Genomic DNA, 18,369 nt, shown 5'->3' on the forward strand with positions numbered 1-18,369 from the left:
CATACATCCATTAAAAACAAAATTATCGTATGAAAACTACCTCCGTATTTAAGCGCAACCTCGAAGGAATAAACGAAAGGAACCGCTATATCGTAAACAAAGGCTCGACCCGTTCGTCGAAGACTTACAGTATCCTGCAACTGCTGCATGCCATTGCTTCGCATTCCGAAGCACCGAGGATTATATCGGTGGTTTCCGAATCTATGCCCCATCTGAAAAGGGGTTGTATCCGTGATTTCATGGATATGCTTCAGCGGGAAAGTATGTGGGAACAGAAAAACTGGAATGCCACGGATAAGATTTACAAGGTGAATAATTCTATTATTGAATTCTTTTCAGCCGATAATCCGGGTAAGGTACACGGCCCTTCGCGCGATATACTCTACATCAACGAGTGCATCAATATCGAATATGAGGTGTACCGCCAACTGGCGATCCGCACGACCGAATATATTATTCTCGACTGCAATCCCTGCTTCGAATTCTGGCTCGATGAAAAGGTGCTTGTCCTGCCCGAAGCCAAACTGATACACTCTACTTATCGCGACAATGAATTTCTCTCATGTGCGCAGGTCAGGGAAATAGAATCGAACCGGGATGACGAAGACTGGTGGCGGGTCTACGGTGAAGGGCAGACCGGAGTCCGGCAGGGCGTGATTGTCCGCAACTGGGATATCGTGCAGTCTATGCCCGAAGTGTATAAGAAACGTTGGCTGGGAATCGATTTCGGCTTTACCAACGACCCTACGGCGATAGTGGATATACGCCTTGCGAGCGGAGAACTCTGGATAGACGAACTACTGTATGCCAAAGGCTACGACAACCTTATGATTGCCGGGCATCTAAGCATGTTGGGTGTCCCACGCGATACACCTGTTATTGCCGATAGTGCCGAACCTAAGAGCATCAGGGAGATAAGTGCGAAAGGCTGGAAAGTGGAAGCTGCACAAAAGGGGAAAGACAGTATCAATTCAGGTATTTCTGTTCTGAACAGGTACAGAAAGCATGTGACCAACCGGAGCGTGAATATCATAACTGAATACCGCAACTATTGTTGGAAAACGGATGAATTCGGCAATGTAACAAATACGCCTGTAGACAAGTATAACCACTCTATTGATGCACAGCGTTATGTATGCATGAATAAGCTATTGGAGAAGGGTGCCGGATTGAATTATTCGGTGATAAGGGGGAAATAATTTTAATGTGCCGATGTGATAATGTGCCAATGTGCCAATAAATTTCACAAATAAGGTAATTCTTAAATTATTTCATTGGCATATTAAATAGACTACATATTAAACAATTGGCACATTGGCATATTAATTTATTAGCACATTAAATTAGACATTATGGCAAGTTTAGAACTCTACATCAACAAACAATTATGTGAGATAGAAAACCCGGAGAATTTTTCGATCTATCTCAAACGTCAATTACTGAATCCGGCGGAACTAAGCACTAAAGACGCGCAACGCTCATACGACATCAGCCTGCCTGCCACGGCTACCAATAACGCCATTTTCGGCTATACGAACACCGAGGAGGTGAAAGGAAAATTCTCGCAACTGTACGATGCGCAGCTGCTGGCGAACGGTACAAAGATTTTTGACGGCAAGTTCAAAATCAGCGAGATAGGAAAAGATTATTATAAGGGGAATCTGGGGATTCCGGCGGCCAAGACAGTGAAGGATATTTTCGGGGAGATGAAGATGAATCAGGCTGGGAAGTGGTTAGTGGATTTCACGAGAATAGAGGACGTTACAACATATAACACAAAAGAAAATTCGGAATGTATATTTCCATTTGTCCTTTATAGCTTGATGCCGAAAAGAGATACAAATAAAACTTATACTCCGAAAAACGTTTATGACGCATCTGTTGTATTTGGTTTGGAAAATTTTCCGCCGTCTGTTAATTGCCTGCAAATGCTGGAACAAATATTTAAAAATTCAGGCTATTCACTTACAGGCAGTGCAATGACAGACGAAAGGCTGAAAAATCTGTATGTATCATATAAAAACCCTGAAAATTATGAAAAACTCTGGGGTATAGGAAGTTTGAAAATCTCAGGGACATGGGGTAATTATATGAACGGTGTAATAGATAATTATCATATAAATAATACTGAAATACTAGGCATACCTCGGGGGTATATAACCGGAAATTTTTTCAATTCAAAAAATATAAGAAATCTGAAAAAAAGCGAATCAGGAACAAATATTTCAATATCCAAAGAGGGTGATACTACTAATACAGTTTTTAAAATACCACAAACAGGCTTATATAAATTGTTTTTCAAAGCTGTTTATCGTGGTAAAACAGAGGGTTTGGAAGATCCGGCCGGTATGAGTATATTTCAGGGAAGTTTGGCAAACCCGATCTATGAAGCAAAGGTGTTAAGATACACGGATAGTGATTTTTTAGATAGCCAGATGATTGATAATATCTATTGCTATAATAATATAAATCAAAATCTAGGCGATGCAAATAACATCTATCCTAAAGCTCATGCGGTAAACTTTGTCGACCCAAAGCAAAATCCGCATCTCATTTGCGGTCTGTCCTGGGGAGGGGAGGATGCTTCCATCGAGATTATAACTCCTTATGATAATCTGTTGGTTGGCAATGGAAAATTCCATAATCCGATAGCAATAAGTGGGGGATTATCTTGGAGTTATGGTAATAAAGAAAATGATGTAAAAGAAAGGTTCTATTCCGCAGTAAAAAGTGATGGCTATTTTTCTCCAAATAATTTGGATACGCCTCGGAAATTTATTGTCGAATTGGAAGATATTCCCGCAGAAATGCGGACTCATACGACGAGGACAGACGACTGGAATGGTACAGGGCAGGTTTCTCAAATAATTTGGCTGGAGAAAGATGAATGCATAACTATCGTATCCACATCAAGGCTGGCTGCACTAAAAGGAAGAACCGATGCGTGGTACAACCATGAAATAGACTTCGAATTGACGTTAGAGCCTTTCACTCCTTACCGCAACTGGCTGAAAATGGATGACAAAGGTTCTAGTACTGATTCAATGCACTGGACTGATAAAGCAGTTTTCGATGTTGGAAAAATGAATCTTATAAAACTACTGCCAAGCGCGATAAAAGTCAATGACTGGATTGATAACTTTTGCAAAGCATTCAATCTTAATATCATAAATACAGGAGAAACTAATTTTGAGTTAAATGTAAAAAGCAGAAATATTATAACCCGTGCTACAAATATTATAGACCTCGACAAATGTGCGAATGTAAATCAAAGGTCGAACGAATCATTGAAACTGCCCTACCTGTACGATATTGGCTTTACAATAGATACGAACGAAGAAGGCTATTACAGTACATTGAAGGAATATGTAAAAGACGAAAATGGGAATGAAGCGGACGAAAAAGCCATCAATTCGGGCATGACCGGAGGTGGAAAATATTATACCGGAAGTTCGGAAACTACAGCCATTACACAGACATCCACTTTTTCTTACTGCTGGTACAAAGACTTGTTTGCCAACGAGGAGAATGCTAAGCAGGGAATAAACCCAATTGTCAGTATACCTGTTATTATGGAGCATGAAGCATGGGAAAAAGATTACGATTATGCAGATATGATGGATAAGTATTATTCTGATAAAGCGCAACGTTTTTGGTATAAATCGGGGTTATTTGATATACCCATAGAAGGAACACCTTTAAAGTTTGCCCTTGTATCAAACTCCTATACCAATAGAGATAAAAAGCTGTTTCTCAATTACGAAAACGAGGCTGATTCTATTCTCAATGAGTATTTCTTATTGCTACTAAACTCAGAAAACAACTACACTATTGTAGATTGCATGCTTTCACCAGATGAATATAATAACCTGAAAACATCTTTGGTGAATTTTAACGGAGATTTATACAATGTCGCTGAAATAGATGGTTACGACCCTCTGGAAAAGAAAAGAGGAAAATTAAAATTAATTCGAAAGATAATTTAAAAGGGGATTTTCCCCTTTTATTCTTTTACTCGAATATATGTACTCCAGCCTTCTGTAACTTCAATGCCACCTTGCGTTTGCGACACTAAATATAGTTTATCGTCTTTTGTTTCGTATTTATACATAGTTGCAACATCATGTCTATAAGCCTTATCATTTATAATGTATGTCATACCTGTACCAGAGGTAAGGTGTTGTCCGTTAGGAAAAAAAGTGACAATGTAGGTTCTAAAATCATTAGAGAAATATAATCCATATTCATCATTATTGTCACCTCTCCACAATCCCTCTATCGGATTATATCCCTCCGGCTTATAATTCTTATCGTTCGGGTCATTCCAGTCACCATTCCATACAAATTTTTCGGGTTCCGGCTCCGGCTCATCATCCCCGCCACAGGAAACGAATCCCATGCACAACGAGCAAATAAATAAAAAATACAGGAGTTTCTTCATCGCTTTTAGGATATAGTTTTGTTAAAGGCAAAGATAGTTAAATTAGTTAAGAATTAACAATTGAAAACGAAGAATTTATATATTATGAAAACACGATGCTCTCCGAAAAGGGCAGAAAATATGAGCAACAAAAATGACAGATGGAAAAATGTGTAAAAAGTGTCAGATTTGTCAAGTTTTAGTAAATAATCTTTAAGAGGCAGCACGAATCGAACTACCCGCTTGTTTATAATATTGATAAGGCGTACCGATTACTAAGCGAAAATTTGTAACTTGCAACTCTAAATTTGTAAATAAAGTGAATCAGTAGTTGAAATAATTTGTTTTTTTTTAATCATATAAGCGTTCTTTGTGAAAATTTTTATCTTTCAGCTCATCTCTGCCGCGCCCTCCCGGGCTTGTCCTTTCTTTTGGCATTGCCCAAAAGGAAGCAAAAGGCTAGCGCTTCGTTCCTCGGCGACCCACAATCGGTTTGCCAACTGAAAGTGACGAATGGGCTATCGCCCCGTCACTTTCTACGCCGGCTGCACCGTGTGGGTACCCCGCCTGCGTCGCTAATGCGCGGGGGCGGACGCCATAGTGAGGGCAGAGCCCTCAAGCTCAATATGCGCTAACCTTATAGTGCGTCAGCCTGCGCCGTTAGCTTCATGGACGGGGTACCCGTAGGATTAAAAGACGAAAAAAACGGAAACGTGTTTGAGCTGATCGGTTGATTCGGATTATACAATCTTTCCAGCGAGTTTTTCCGTTTCGTCTTTTTGTCCGTTACGGGTCGGCCTATGAAGCGGGGCGCTAAAGCGTTTTTGGTTCCTTTTGCGGCTTTAGGCAAAAGGAACACAAGCAATCTCTGATTGCGCGTAGCTGAAAAAAACGAACAAATTATTTCAACTACTGATTCGCATAAATAATTAAGTAAGTATGGGACTATTTGATTTCTTCAGGAAGAAAAAACAAGTGACAGAAGTGACAGATGAGGATCGCAGGCAGTTTGCTGAGGATATGCAGGCAAATGCAAATGCTCTGGTTAATCAATTTAAGGATGTTGCTTTGCTCGATTTCAGCGTGGATAGTCTTCAGTTGCTGGATGAGATAATGGAAGAGAATACTTCGTTTTATAAACGGGGCGATAATGAGACTAAGCGAATAATGATTATAAAGATAGGCGCGTATATATTTGAAGTTGCCCGCCAGAATTTTGGAGGCCAATATTATTGGTACGACAAACTGGATCAGCCTGTATTAGTCACCGGACAGCCCGAATTTGAAATGTCTCTGCTTGCATATGAGAAGGTAAAGGGACGTTTCGAGAATGGTAGTGAAGACAATATCCCGTTTTTCTTTGCGGGGTATGTTGAGGGAGTGAAGGAGAAGAAAAACGCCATGATAGTTTAGTTTTTATTGTAAAATAAATAGTTTAATATTAAGTGCAGTCTATGAGTTTTTTAACATAAAATGCAAACTTTATTTTCTCTTTTTTTATACAAATCCTCTTAAAAAAGAAGCCGGGATTATCTTGTTTTTTCTCTTTTGTTGATGTATCGTATATTTTGTTGCCTGATTCTATAAGAGGTATATTAATAAGGATCTTTTTGTTTTTCGATTATCGAAACTGTTCCTGTTTGATTTATCTAAAAACGATAAATTGGTGCTTTGGGATTTTTAATATTCCAGGATTCGAAATGAATAATACTTCCATCTCTTAAATAAGAAACAATCTGGCCTTAAAATACTCATAAATAGGTCTCCTTTTCCCATCTGGTTGTATTACTTTTATCTATGTAGAATGAATGATGTTTATGACCGTTTGAAATAACGGACTGGATATTGGACACATTTGATTTATAATAAATATACAGGTTTATAAGAGTATATCTGTTTGATGGAGTTTAAATGCCCAATATAAATAATAGTTTTATAAATTTTATTAGCACAAATTTAGATTTTTTTTATAATAAGGAAGAACCGCAAGTTTTGTGTAGTTTGTGAAGCGTGAAGCCATGTGAGCTGTGAAGTTCGCATGGTTTTGCATGTCTCCATGCCGGTTAATGTAATGTATCCTCCGGGCTATAAACATTGAAGGCCAAGGGATTAATCAGTCATTTTGCAATATTATTTTTTTTTGTAGGGCAAAGGTCGCTACATCGGGAGGAATGCTGTATACGGTAAGATCGATGGATAATGAATCTTTGCCATCTACAGGGATGTCGCAATTGTCGATAATGGCATATTCTTTTCTTATCACGTCCATATCTCTGTTATAAAAAGCTGTTACCGAGTTAAAAATGCTGTCATTATTTACGGTTATCTTTACCTGAAAGGCAATGGTCTTTTCATCTTCGTCAAAGTAGTAAACGAAGGTAGTATCACTTGTCTTATTATTTCGGGTGTATGTTTCTGAAGCTTTAGCCAAACTATTGGAATTATCATGGAATAATTGATAATAGCAGTTAATGTCTTGGTGCTCATTTAGTACGGCAACAAAATGAGATGGATATCCTCCTTTGGCTATAATACTGTCAATAGCCTGTCTTCGGTTTTTTAAGCGAAAAGCGATATCCGGTTCGGGTAATGAACATGAGAAAAAGATGCTTGTAATAAAAACGGCCAGTAGAAAAAGGAAGTTAATAGCTCTCATTAGTGTAAGTTTTTCTGGTGTGTGTTTGTATACAAAGGTATAATTCTTTTTGTAAATAAAGAAGTAATTCTCGGACTCAATGAGTTATATTTGTATTTTGCTTATCGTGTTATTAATAAAGTTAGTCATATAACCATATGTATTTCAGTAAAACAAAAGAAATAGTTGCCATCCATGATCTTTCGGGCATTGGGAGGGTATCACTCACGGTAGTAATCCCTATACTTACATCTATGGGATTTCATGTCAGCCCCTTACCTACAGCAATTCTTTCCAGCCATACCCAGTATCCTCATTTTTCGTTCCTCGACCTGACAGATGAGATGCGGAAGATTATAGCTGAATGGAAGAAACTGGGTGCAGGATTTGATACATTCTATTCCGGTTATCTGGGTTCTCCCGAACAGGTACAGATCGTGAAAGACTTCATTCAGGAGTTTCGCAAAGAAAATAACCTTGTTGTTATAGATCCTGTACTGGGAGATAATGGCAGGTTATATACAGGTTTCGATCTTATTATTGTAGAGGAGATGAGACGATTAATTACCGTAGCTGATATAGTGACTCCTAATCTGACCGAACTCTTTTATCTGCTGGATATACCCTACGAAAAAGAATATACAGATGAGAAACTGAAGCAATACCTATTGGCTCTCTCCGAAAAAGGTCCCTCTATAGTTATCATTACCAGTGTGCCTGTAGCAGATGACCCGCATAAGACATCGGTATATGCTTATAACCGTAATGGCGGCCGTTTCTGGAAAGTGACCTGCCCTTATTTACCGGCACATTATCCGGGTGTGGGTGATACGTTCACCAGTGTTATCACCGGAGCAATGATGCAGGGCGACAGCTTGCCGATGGCTTTGGACCGTGCCACCCAGTTCTGTTATCAGGGGATAAGGGCTACATTCGGTTATGAATACGATTCGCGCGAAGGTATCCTGCTCGAAAAGGTCTTGCATAATCTGCATATTCCAATTCAGGTAAGTACATATGAGTTGATATAATTAAGATTTCACCATGATGTACTTTATTTTCTATCACTTATTATAGCTTACTGTTTACTTGTCCTGCATATACAGCCGGTCAAGTGATCGTTTACATAACCTACGGCTTGCAGATGTGCGTAGCAAATTGTTGTGCCGAAAAACTTAAATCCCCGCTTCTTCATATCCTTACTGATAGCATCCGACAGTGGCGTTGATGCAGGTACTTCGGCTAATGTTTTCCAATGGTTGATAATTGGTTTTCCGTCAGGCAGGAATGATTTCATATAGTTGCAGAAACTACCGAATTCTTTTTGTACATCGAGGAAAAGTCGGGCATTGGATATTGTCGCTTTTACTTTCAGTTTGTTACGGATAATACTCTCATCCTTTATCAGCCGTTCCACATCTTCCTCTGTGAATTTAGCAACTTTTTCGGCATCGAATCCGGCAAAGGCCTTTCTGTAACCGTCCCGTTTCCGGAGGATGGTTATCCAGCTCAGGCCGGCTTGAGCACTTTCGAGAACAAGGAATTCGAACATAGTTTTGTCGTCTGTCACTTCCGTACCCCATTCGTCGTCATGGTACTTTATGTATAAAGGATCATTTCCTACCCATCCGCAGCGGGTTATCTCTGTATTGTTACTCATAAAATTTATTGTTTATTATATCTATTTTAATTGCAGTTTCATCATAATATCTATTTGTTCATCATCACCTAGTTTTATCTCTATCTCTTTCATACTATATACCTATACCTGCTAAATACGCTATTATAGTTTAAAAATACAATATTAATTATGATTCCAGGTTGATTTGAAAATTAAAATCTTTAATTTTATAGTGAAATAGTAAAGAAAAGAATGATCGTAACACAAAAAAAGAATGTTCCGCGAAAGGCGTTAGTAAACAAATATCTTCCGGTCAACTACAAAGATATTTTCGAATGTATCATAGAGAATACACCAATCATTACGGCTGATGATATTCAGGTTGCCTTCTGGACTGTGAATCCTAAATGGCTCAAAAATCTTTACCGTATCCGCAATACTTTGGTTAAGCCATTCGGACTCAAAGGAGATGAAAATAAGAATGCTGAAGAAATTGAGCGCTGTATCCGTGAAGGTACTGACTATGGCCTTATGTCTGTCCCTGACAAGTCAGAAAATGAAACGGTACTTTGTCTCAGCGACAAACATTTGTCAGCACATTTGTCTGTCTATATAGAGAGTGAGGGTAATAAGCAGATTATTAATGTTATCACATTGGTTAAGTTTCATAACTGGCTCGGATGTGCTTATTTCTATGCTATTTGTCCTTTCCATCATATTGTGGTGAGAAAAATGCTGAAATATGCCACTAAAACCTGTATCGGGAAGGATATAAAATAAAACAGGCTGCAGTGCATTTTTGTCCTGCAACCTGTCACCGGAAGGTTTACTGTTTAGCTATCAGAAAAAGTCTACCCGTCCTGTTTCCATATGGTATACTCCTCCTACAATTTTTATTTCTCCCTTTTCTTCCATTTCTTTCAGTATAGGACTTTTTACCCGAATTTCTTCCATTGTCAATTTTACATTGTCGTCGCAAACTTTTTGTACGAATTCAGGATTATTGGAAGTCTTATCTCCCTCAAAATCTTTAGACGCCAAAGTTACAGCAGGACGTATTCTGGAAAGTAATGTTGTGATATTTCCAAGTTTTACATCGTCTATAGCTGATTTTATAGCTCCGCAATGCTCGTGTCCCAGTACCACTACCAGTTTAGAACCCGAAACTTTACATGCAAATTCCAGACTTCCCAGTATATCGGGATTTACCACATTTCCTGCCACACGTGCTACAAATATATCTCCTATTCCCCTATGAAATACATCTTCGACAGGAATGCGCGAGTCGAGACAAGATACTATTACAGCTTTAGGATATTGCCCTAATGCAGCTTCTCTGACACGCTCCGAATTATTACGTACGGTAAGGTTATCTTCTGTAAATTCCTTATTTCCCTGTTTTAGAATCTCTAATACAGTGTCCGGTGTCAGTTGTGCCTGCTCTTCGGCTGTCAGAACCGGGTTGCTCAATATTTCTTCTTCCGGGATCTTTATATCTGTATTCTGAACCTCTGAATTGTTATCTACTTTGACAGGTTTTTGGCAAGATGTAAAGATTCCAAAGACGCCAGCTAGTGAAAAGAATAGTATACTATTCAATACAAAATTTTTCATGATCATGCTTAATGGATGTGTTATTAAATCTCGAATTCTTAATATTATATAGCCTTTTTATTGATGTGTTTGCAACTAATAGTTTTTCTAGTTTTGTATAAATTACATAATTAGCCAATCCGAATAGAACAATATATTTAATATATAACAATACTGTTTTAGAATTGTTCTTTCATAAATCAGTATTATATCGGGTTAATCTTTTTTATTAATCATGATAATCAAAATAATTATATTTTTGTAGTCAGATCAATATTATTAGAAAAATGTCAGCTACCTACTATGTTTCCCCTTTTTCTAAACCGTTGTATGTTATGTTGAAGCCGGTCGGAGCCGTCTGTAATCTCCGGTGTAAATACTGTTATTATCTCGAAAAGAAGGATTTGTATCCTGATTCGAAAAATTATATAATGAGTGATGATTTGCTGGAATCTTTTATCGAGCAATATCTCAATGCACAGACTATGCAGGAAGTCATGTTTACATGGCATGGGGGTGAGACTTTGATGCGCAATAGAAGTTTCTATCAAAAGGCACTTGAATTGCAGCGAAAATATGGAAGGGGGCGACAAATAGCAAACAGTATACAGACTAATGGTACTTTACTTACTGATGACTGGTGTAAATTTTTCAAAGACAATAATTTTTTAGTTGGTATTTCTGTTGATGGACCTCAGCATTGTCATGATGTATATCGTAAGACGATGGATAACCGTCCTTCTTTTTATCAGGTAATGAGAGGTCTTGCCTTATTGAAAAAGCATGATGTAGAATTTAATATAATGGGTGTAGTGAATGACTACAATGTAAATTTTCCTCTCGAATTCTATAATTTTTTCAAGAGTATTGATTGTCGTTATATTCAATTTGCAGGTATTGTAGAGAAAGTTGACGGAGACTTTGCTCCGTGGAATGTTCCCTCAGAGAAATGGGGTGATTTTCTAATTGCTATTTTCGATGAATGGGTGAAGCAGGACGTTGGCACGTTTTTTATTCAGTATTTCGACTCCACACTGGCTAATTGGATGGGCGTTTCACCCGGAATTTGTATACAGGCAAAGACTTGTGGTCATGCGGGAGTGATGGAGTTTAACGGAGATGTGTATAGTTGCGATCATTTTGTATATCCGGAATATAAACTGGGGAATATAAATAACAGAACGCTGACCGAAATGATGTATTCCGACGAACAGATCAAGTTTGGCAATGATAAATATGATAAACTACCCTCTCAGTGCAAAAATTGCAAGTATCTTTTTGCCTGTAATGGCGAATGCCCTAAGAACAGGATAATTAAAACAGATTCCGGAGAGGAAGGACTAAATTATTTATGCAAAGGATATTATAAGTTTTTCGATCACGTAGCGCCTTATATGGATTTTATGAAAAATGAATTGGATAATCAACGTTCGCCGATGAATGTGATGGATGCTGTAAAAAACGGATATTTCATATAAACAGAAACGGGACCATCCAAATGAAAGGTCCCGTTCTTGTACATCTGTCGATAAATCAATCAAATTCCTTCTTTAATTGCTCCACCCACTCTTTTACTCTTTTGTCTGTCTTGCTATGCTGGTTTTCGAAATCGATCGCCAGTCCCACAAATTTACCATCCCGCACGGCACGTGAATGTTCGAATGTATAGCCTTCTGTTGAAGTAAATCCTACAAGAGTAGCTCCGATAGCTTCGAATGTTTCGGCTAGTATACCTATACCGTCTACAAAGTTTTCAGGGTATTTTACCTGATCGCCTAAGCCAAAGATAGCAATCTTCTTCCCTTTCATCTTCAATGTTTCCAACTCGGGCTTCACTTCGTCCCAATAAGTAGGCAGTTCACCATCGAACCATGTGGAAACACCTATGATAATATTGCTATAGCCTTCAAAATCTTTTGTCCATGCATCTTCTATGGGAATAATATCAATCTTGTCCTCTCCGAATGCAGCTTTAACTTTTTTAGCTACTGCCGCGGTTTTCGTTGTGCTTGTTCCGTAAAACAATCCTATTTTTTTCATATCTGTTAAGTTATAGCCCCTCCTGGCCTCCCCTTGAGGGGAGGGACTCAGAGAGTCGAAGGGTGTTTCAATATTTTTATTTTGGGGTTTACAGAAGTCCCCCTTGGGGGATTTAGGGGGCTGCTAGTATTCTAAAAGTTTCTTAGCCCCTTCATATATCCGGTCTTCTCCCGGTAGTATGGCTTTCTCCAGTATAGGATTGAAGCCTACCGGAGTAAATGTGGAACCTACACGCTGCACAGGAGCATCCAGATAGCGGAACATTTCAGTTCCTATCATGGCAGCTATTTCCGCACCAAAACCAGAAAAAACTTTATCTTCGTGTACAACAAGTACCTTGCTGGTTTTCTTCACCGATTCGAAAATGGCATCTTTGTCGAGAGGTATAAGCGAACGTATATCGATTACCTCCACATCCCAGCCGTCTTCTTTGGCAAGGCGTTCGGCAACATTCAGGCAGAAGAGAGTTGTATTCCCATAAGTAATGATACTAAGATCTTTACCCGGACGGCGGATGCGGGCCTTTCCGAAAGGTACTTCGAAATCGTCGGGGATGACGGTCGAGGCTTCTACTGAATTGTATAATGCTTTCGGTTCGAGGAATACTGTAAATCCTTCGGAACGCATACTTGTACGCAGCAGTCCTGCCGCATCATCGGCAAAAGACGGATATACGATGCGCGCTCCCGGAAGTGTTGTTAATGTTCCTTCCAGATTCTGTGAGTGGTACATCCCTCCACCGATAAATCCGCCTGAGGCCAGCCTTAGAGTAATATTCGGCGCAAATTTACCGTTGCTTCGCCAGTAGTCGTGCGTACATTCCACATACTGCTCCATTGCCGGCCAGAAGTAGTCGGCAAACTCGGCTCCTTCTATTACTATTCTTATCTTTTTGTCGAAACGGCTCATTCCATTCGCTGTGGCCACAATGTAGTCTTCGGCAATCGGCGCATTGAATACACGCGCTTCGCCAAATTCCTGTTGCATGCCTTTCGATACATTAAACACACCTCCCTTATCTTTGTTGGCAACATCCTGCCCCCAAAGGAAGGTATCGGGATTGTGGCGGAATTCGGCTTTTAATGTTTCGTTCAATGCGGTAACGAGATTTTTCTTTTCTCCTTCTTCATTGTGTGTGCCGTCGACATATTTCTGTGGCTGATATGGTTCGGGTGTTACAAAATCGAATATAGATGCCGGGTCAGGGTCCGGTGCTGTCAGAGCCTTTTTATTCGCGGCGCTCAATTCTTTCTTCGCATTTGCTTCTATTTCTTTCAGTTCCTCTTCTGTAAAGCGTTTATAGCGTAACATCATACGGCGGAACTTCATCAGAGGGTCGGCTTCCTTTACATATTTCAACTCGTTTTCGTCACGGTAAAGTGTATGTTTATCCGAGTTGGAGTGTGAGCCGATACGCACGCAATTGGCGTGTACTATTACCGGAGTGCGGTTTGCAATAGCATATTCACGGGCTTCGGTCATGGCGTTCATTGAATCGAAAACATCCTTACCGTTACAATATATGATTCGCAGATTTTTAATTCCTCTAAAATTTTCAGAAGCTTTACGGTTGGCTGTCTGGTCTTTTTTAGGAACAGATATACCATAGCCGTTGTCCTGTACGACAAGGATAAAAGGCAGTTGCTCTTTTGATGCCCCATTAATCGCTTCGTATACATAACCTTCAGATGTGGATGAATCTCCATGCGAGGCTATCGCCACCCCTTTATGGTTATAGTAGACCATCGCGCGGGCGGTACCTACAGCCTGAGAGTCATGGTTGGCAGTCGCTGATGATACATTCTGTATTCCCCATTCGGGTTTGGCAAAGTGGTTCGACATATGACGCCCGCCACTGGCAGGGTCGGTAGCTTTTGATATACCGTTCAGTATCAGTTCTTCGGCGGTCAGGCCTGCTGACAGAACGGTGAGCATATCCCTGTAATAAGGAAACATAAAATCTTCGCCCCTCTTGAAAACTTGTCCCATTGCCAACTGGATGCCGTCATGCCCCGCATAAGGCGCATGATACGACCATCCCAGCGATTGCAGGAGATAAGCCGGAGCTTTCTCGTCGATAGCACGCCCCAATGTCATCAGGTGATACCATTTTTTGAGCGTTTCTTTGTCTGTGGTTTTTATATCGTATTTTTTCATTCTTATTTTTTGTTAGTTGACAAGTAGACGAGATATGAGATACAAGTTAGAAACTCGTTTACTTGTACCTTGTCTACTTGTATCTGAGTTTATTCATTCCAGTTTTCCAGATACTCTGCTATACGGTACAGGAAGTTCCCTCCCAGCATGCCGTCTATCACCCGGTGATCGTACGACAATGACAGATACATCTTGTGACGGATAGCTATTACATCTCCCTCAGGAGTTTCTACTATAGAAGGTTTCTTTTCGATAATACCTACCCCCAGAATCGCAACTTCCGGTTGATTGATGATCGGAGTACCGAACAAACTCTTGAATGAACCGAAATTAGTTATTGTAAATGTACCGCCTTGTATTTCGTCCGGCATCAGTTTGTTAGCACGGGCCTTGTTTGCCAGAGAACTTACCGATGCTGCTATTCCGCTGATGCTTAGTTTATCTGCATCTTTTACGACAGGCACAATCAGATTACCATCGTTCAGCGATACGGCAACACCCACATTGATACGTTTCTTCTCGATAATATTGTATCCGTCTACCGATGAGTTTACACGGGGGAAGTCTTTCAGAGACTTAGCTGTCGCCTCTACGATTGCAGGCATATAAGTAAGGCTGATACCTTCGCGTTTTTTGAATGCATCTTTGTTTTCTTCGCGCCATTTTACCAGTTTGGTTACATCTACTTCGATTACGTTGGTTACGTGCGGAGAAATCTTTTTGGATGAAGTCATGCGGTCGGCAATAATCTTGCGTATAGGGTCCATTGCAATTATAGTATCGCCATCGGCTACAGCCACAGGAACAGCAGGCTTCGGCGCATCATTGGTTTGTGAATGTGAAGCCGTTGCAGCCGCCGGTTTTTCTGCTGCTGCGGATTTTGGTTTTGCTTCCGTAGCTGAGATTCCTTTTTTCTTGTTGTCTATATATTTTTCTATATCGCGTTTGCTCAGACGACCCTCGTATCCGGAGCCCGGAATAGCGTCGAGTTCATCTTTGTCAATCTTGGCGTCGCGGGCTTTTCCGAGAACAACAGGCGAATACCATCTGTCACCACTGTTTTTTGTAGCGGGTGCACTTACTGCCGGTTCGGCGGATGCAGCAGCCGGAGCGGCTTTTTCTTCTGCTTTTGCCGGAGTCGAAGGTTCTGCTTTCTTTTCAGCAGCCGGAGCCGGAGCAGCATCTTCACTCTCGCCTTCTTCATCTTCGAGTTGTACGATCGCAACCACTGTGCCTACGGCAACAGTATCTCCTTCCTTAAATAATATTTCAAGTATCTTACCTGCGACAGGCGACGGGATTTCCGCACTTACCTTTGCTGTATTCACTTCGAACAATACATCATCTTCGTTGATAGTGTCGCCTACTTTAACCGACCACGAAATGATTGTCCCTTCTGTAATACTTTCGCCCAGTTTGGGCATTTTTATTTCAAATTTTGACATGGTTATTTATATATTTTGGTTTATTCTTATACGTGCAAATAATTATTGTTTACAGTCCTGTTGCCATGAAAGTTCCATTCTTCGGTAGTATATTTCATTGCAGACAATGCTTTGACTGCCGAAATATCTTCTTCCGAAAATTTATACATTTTGTTTTCCTTGTCCTTATTGAGAAAATAATCGAGTATGTATTTCTTGAAAAACTTTATATCCAAAGGCTTATCCAGGTGTTGCAGAATATTGGTAACAGGGCTTTTTACCGATTTTACATAAATACGGTTGTCTGTCATGTTTTCCAGTTGCTTAGGGTCGCTCTCCAATGTGGAGACGAGGCTGTTTAGGTCAGACGAAAAAAGCAGGGTAGCATGATACATTACCCTGTCTTTGTGTACACATTGCGCACTTCCCGATATCTTCAGCCCGTCAATATTTATCGCCCTGCGTTCGTCCGATTGGGCATGTATCCCGATTTCGGAGAGTAGGGCGATAATCTGTTTTGTGAACTTGTCGAAGTTTACATTATTATTTTTCTCAATGAATGTGAGGTTGAGGTTGCCGAGGTCATGAAACACTGTACCCCCGCCCGAAAAGCGTCTGACGACTTTTATCCGGTTGCGTTTGACGAAATCGAGATTTATTTCAGCCAGCACATTCTGATATTTGCCAACAATGACCGACGGTTCGTTTTGCCATAACATGAAAATATCATCTCTGAAATTTTTCAGAAGATATTCTTCGCTTGCCAGGTTGAAATAAGCGTCGGTATGAGTATTGTTGATACAAAGCATAATTATTCGTTTTATTTCAAGATTCGGAATCTATTTTTCTTTTTAATCTTGAAATCTGAGATTTTGAAATCTTGAAATTATAATTCATGAGAATAACGTTTCGTGTATAATTTCGCTCACGGTAGGGTGAGGATATACATGTTTGCGGAATTCTTCCACTGTGTCGCCGTTTTCAATTGCTATTCCTGCAATAACAATGAGTTCCGATGCCGGATTACCGAGCATATGACAACCGATAATGCGGTCGTCGTCATCCACAATTATCTTACATAGCCCGTTGCCCACCTCATTTTCGGCTACGAAACGGCCTGAGTAAGCCATTGGCAGTTTCAGTACACGGAATGATTCGCCGTTTGCATTCAGTTCTTCTTCAGTTTTACCTACACCTGCCAGTTCGGGATTGGTATAAACCACTCCGGGGATGGCTTTGTAGCTCATCTTATCATCTTCGCCTACAATATGGCTTATAGCAACCTCGCCTTCACGGATCGCTGTGTGAGCCAGTAATGAGAATCCGGTAACATCACCTGCGGCATATACACGAGGATTGCTGGTCTGCATGTATTCATTCACTTTAATACCGTTTCTCAGCATTTCAATGTTCAGATTTTCGAGTCCGAAGCCTTTTACTATCGGCCTGCGGCCTACGCTTACGAGTATGCGGTCGGCTTCGATGGTTTCTGATTTGCCGTCTTTTTCTACTACAACACCTTTTTTCGTTACTTCCACTACTTTTGTGTTCAGACGGAAAGTAACCCCTTTCTTTGTGTAATCGGTGCGCAGCATGGCTGAGGTTTCTTTATCCATTGCACCGAGTATTTCGGGCATCATCTCTATTACATTTACTTTTACTCCCATACTGTTAAAGAATGAAGCAAATTCGATGCCGATAACACCGCCGCCGATAATGGCCAGAGATTTGGGCAATTCTTTCGATTCCAAAGCCTCTTTCGAAGTCCAGTAGTCTACTTCCGACAATCCTTTGATAGGCGGGATAATCGTTTCGGAGCCGGTACACAATAATATATATTTTACGGAGTATGTATTCTCACCGCTTTTAATTTGGAACAGACCGTTATCTTCATTCACAATGCCGGCTGCACCTTGTACAACTGTAACCCCGTTGAAACTCAGTTTGGCACTTACGCCGGCAGTCAGTTTTTTTACAACCTTATCTTTCCGGGAGATAATTTTAGGCAGGTCGAAGGTCGGTTTGCCTTCTACAGAGATACCATATTTTGACGCACTTTTTATATTATCCAGTGTTTTAGCTGAATAGAGTAATGTCTTGGTTGGGATACACCCTTCGTTCAGACAAACACCCCCGATTGCGTTTTTCTCGAAGAGTATTGTTCTCAAACCGTTCAGGGCAGCCTTTTCTGCAGCATTGTATCCTGCCGGGCCACCTCCGATAATTGCTATATCATGTTCCATAGTTGTTATTATTTAATATCTTATTTAGTGCTTGATTAACAATGCTGTTTAACATTTTGTTTTATAGAAATTGATTATATCTATTAGATAGATTCTATCTATAATGCAAACTCAATGTTACAAATTCATGCATGTGAAACGGTTGTAGCTCTGCTTGAAAAAATATACAGGTTTATAAATATGTTGTACAACATATTTTGGGCTAAAAAAGTCAACTGAATATAGCTGTATGATGC

Annotated in this window: 15 protein-coding genes; 6 read left to right on the forward strand and 9 right to left on the reverse strand. The window is 40.1% G+C overall.

Annotation, left to right across the window (positions count from 1 at the left end; translation table 11 throughout):
* Positions 1 to 29: 29 nt before the first annotated feature.
* Together B3317_RS07465 and B3317_RS07470 are read left to right on the forward strand one after the other, a co-directional pair.
* Positions 30 to 1,199: a PBSX family phage terminase large subunit gene (locus B3317_RS07465; protein ID WP_291110220.1), complete on the forward strand. Its 1,170-nt coding sequence runs from the start codon at positions 30 to 32 to the stop codon at positions 1,197 to 1,199.
* Positions 1,200 to 1,352: 153 nt separating this feature from the next.
* Positions 1,353 to 3,986, forward strand: a complete 2,634-nt coding sequence (locus tag B3317_RS07470) for a hypothetical protein (RefSeq protein ID WP_291110223.1) — start codon at positions 1,353 to 1,355, stop codon at positions 3,984 to 3,986.
* A gap of 17 nt (positions 3,987 to 4,003) precedes the next feature.
* On the opposite strand, the gene B3317_RS07475 is transcribed toward B3317_RS07470, so the two are convergent.
* A complete protein-coding gene (locus tag B3317_RS07475) occupies positions 4,004 to 4,441 on the reverse strand; it encodes a hypothetical protein (RefSeq protein WP_291110225.1) in 438 nt (145 codons plus the stop codon).
* Between the two features lie 918 nt (positions 4,442 to 5,359).
* Here B3317_RS07475 and B3317_RS07480 point away from each other — a divergent pair.
* Entirely contained in the window at positions 5,360 to 5,833 is a 474-nt protein-coding gene (locus tag B3317_RS07480) for a hypothetical protein (protein WP_291110227.1), read from the forward strand.
* 700 nt (positions 5,834 to 6,533) lie between these two features.
* Here B3317_RS07480 and B3317_RS07485 read toward each other — a convergent pair.
* Complete coding sequence (locus B3317_RS07485; RefSeq protein WP_291110229.1) at positions 6,534 to 7,076, reverse strand: hypothetical protein; 543 nt, start codon at positions 7,074 to 7,076, stop codon at positions 6,534 to 6,536.
* 137 nt (positions 7,077 to 7,213) lie between these two features.
* Between B3317_RS07485 and B3317_RS07490 the strand changes: the two genes are divergently transcribed.
* A complete protein-coding gene (locus B3317_RS07490) occupies positions 7,214 to 8,086 on the forward strand; it encodes a pyridoxamine kinase (protein WP_291110231.1) in 873 nt (290 codons plus the stop codon).
* Positions 8,087 to 8,133: 47 nt separating this feature from the next.
* On the opposite strand, the gene B3317_RS07495 is transcribed toward B3317_RS07490, so the two are convergent.
* The gene (locus B3317_RS07495) at positions 8,134 to 8,715 is read right to left on the reverse strand and encodes a DNA-3-methyladenine glycosylase I (protein ID WP_291110233.1); all 582 of its coding nucleotides are present in this window, start codon (positions 8,713 to 8,715) and stop codon (positions 8,134 to 8,136) included.
* A gap of 213 nt (positions 8,716 to 8,928) precedes the next feature.
* On the opposite strand from B3317_RS07495, the gene B3317_RS07500 reads away from it, so the two are divergent.
* Positions 8,929 to 9,456 (forward strand): DUF2867 domain-containing protein, encoded by a 528-nt coding sequence (locus B3317_RS07500; RefSeq protein WP_291110235.1) that lies wholly within the window; start codon positions 8,929 to 8,931, stop codon positions 9,454 to 9,456.
* 60 nt (positions 9,457 to 9,516) lie between these two features.
* Here B3317_RS07500 and B3317_RS07505 read toward each other — a convergent pair whose 3' ends face one another.
* Positions 9,517 to 10,290, reverse strand: a complete 774-nt coding sequence (locus B3317_RS07505; RefSeq protein ID WP_291110237.1) for a carbonic anhydrase family protein — start codon at positions 10,288 to 10,290, stop codon at positions 9,517 to 9,519.
* A 266-nt stretch (positions 10,291 to 10,556) separates the two neighbouring features.
* Here B3317_RS07505 and B3317_RS07510 point away from each other — a divergent pair, with 266 nt between their 5' ends.
* Entirely contained in the window at positions 10,557 to 11,747 is a 1,191-nt protein-coding gene (locus B3317_RS07510; protein WP_291110239.1) for an anaerobic sulfatase-maturation protein, read from the forward strand.
* Between the two features lie 55 nt (positions 11,748 to 11,802).
* On the opposite strand, the gene B3317_RS07515 is transcribed toward B3317_RS07510, so the two are convergent.
* The 5 genes from B3317_RS07515 to lpdA all read right to left on the reverse strand — a co-directional run bounded on the left by B3317_RS07515 (position 11,803) and on the right by lpdA (position 18,133).
* Positions 11,803 to 12,309 carry a flavodoxin gene (locus B3317_RS07515; protein ID WP_291110241.1) on the reverse strand — a complete coding sequence of 169 codons (507 nt, stop codon included), beginning with the start codon at positions 12,307 to 12,309 and terminating at the stop codon, positions 11,803 to 11,805.
* Between the two features lie 123 nt (positions 12,310 to 12,432).
* Positions 12,433 to 14,466: an alpha-ketoacid dehydrogenase subunit alpha/beta gene (locus tag B3317_RS07520; RefSeq protein WP_291110243.1), complete on the reverse strand. Its 2,034-nt coding sequence runs from the start codon at positions 14,464 to 14,466 to the stop codon at positions 12,433 to 12,435.
* An 89-nt stretch (positions 14,467 to 14,555) separates the two neighbouring features.
* Positions 14,556 to 15,911, reverse strand: a complete 1,356-nt coding sequence (locus B3317_RS07525; RefSeq protein ID WP_291110245.1) for a dihydrolipoamide acetyltransferase family protein — start codon at positions 15,909 to 15,911, stop codon at positions 14,556 to 14,558.
* 26 nt (positions 15,912 to 15,937) lie between these two features.
* Positions 15,938 to 16,699 carry a lipoate--protein ligase family protein gene (locus tag B3317_RS07530; protein ID WP_291110247.1) on the reverse strand — a complete coding sequence of 254 codons (762 nt, stop codon included), beginning with the start codon at positions 16,697 to 16,699 and terminating at the stop codon, positions 15,938 to 15,940.
* Positions 16,700 to 16,783: 84 nt separating this feature from the next.
* Positions 16,784 to 18,133, reverse strand: coding sequence for a dihydrolipoyl dehydrogenase (lpdA, locus tag B3317_RS07535; RefSeq protein WP_291110249.1), 1,350 nt, complete (start codon positions 18,131 to 18,133; stop codon positions 16,784 to 16,786).
* Positions 18,134 to 18,369: the final 236 nt, after the last annotated feature.

Origin of the sequence: Dysgonomonas sp. UBA7710, assembly GCF_002482385.1 — a bacterium.
Lineage (GTDB): Bacteria > Bacteroidota > Bacteroidia > Bacteroidales > Dysgonomonadaceae > Dysgonomonas.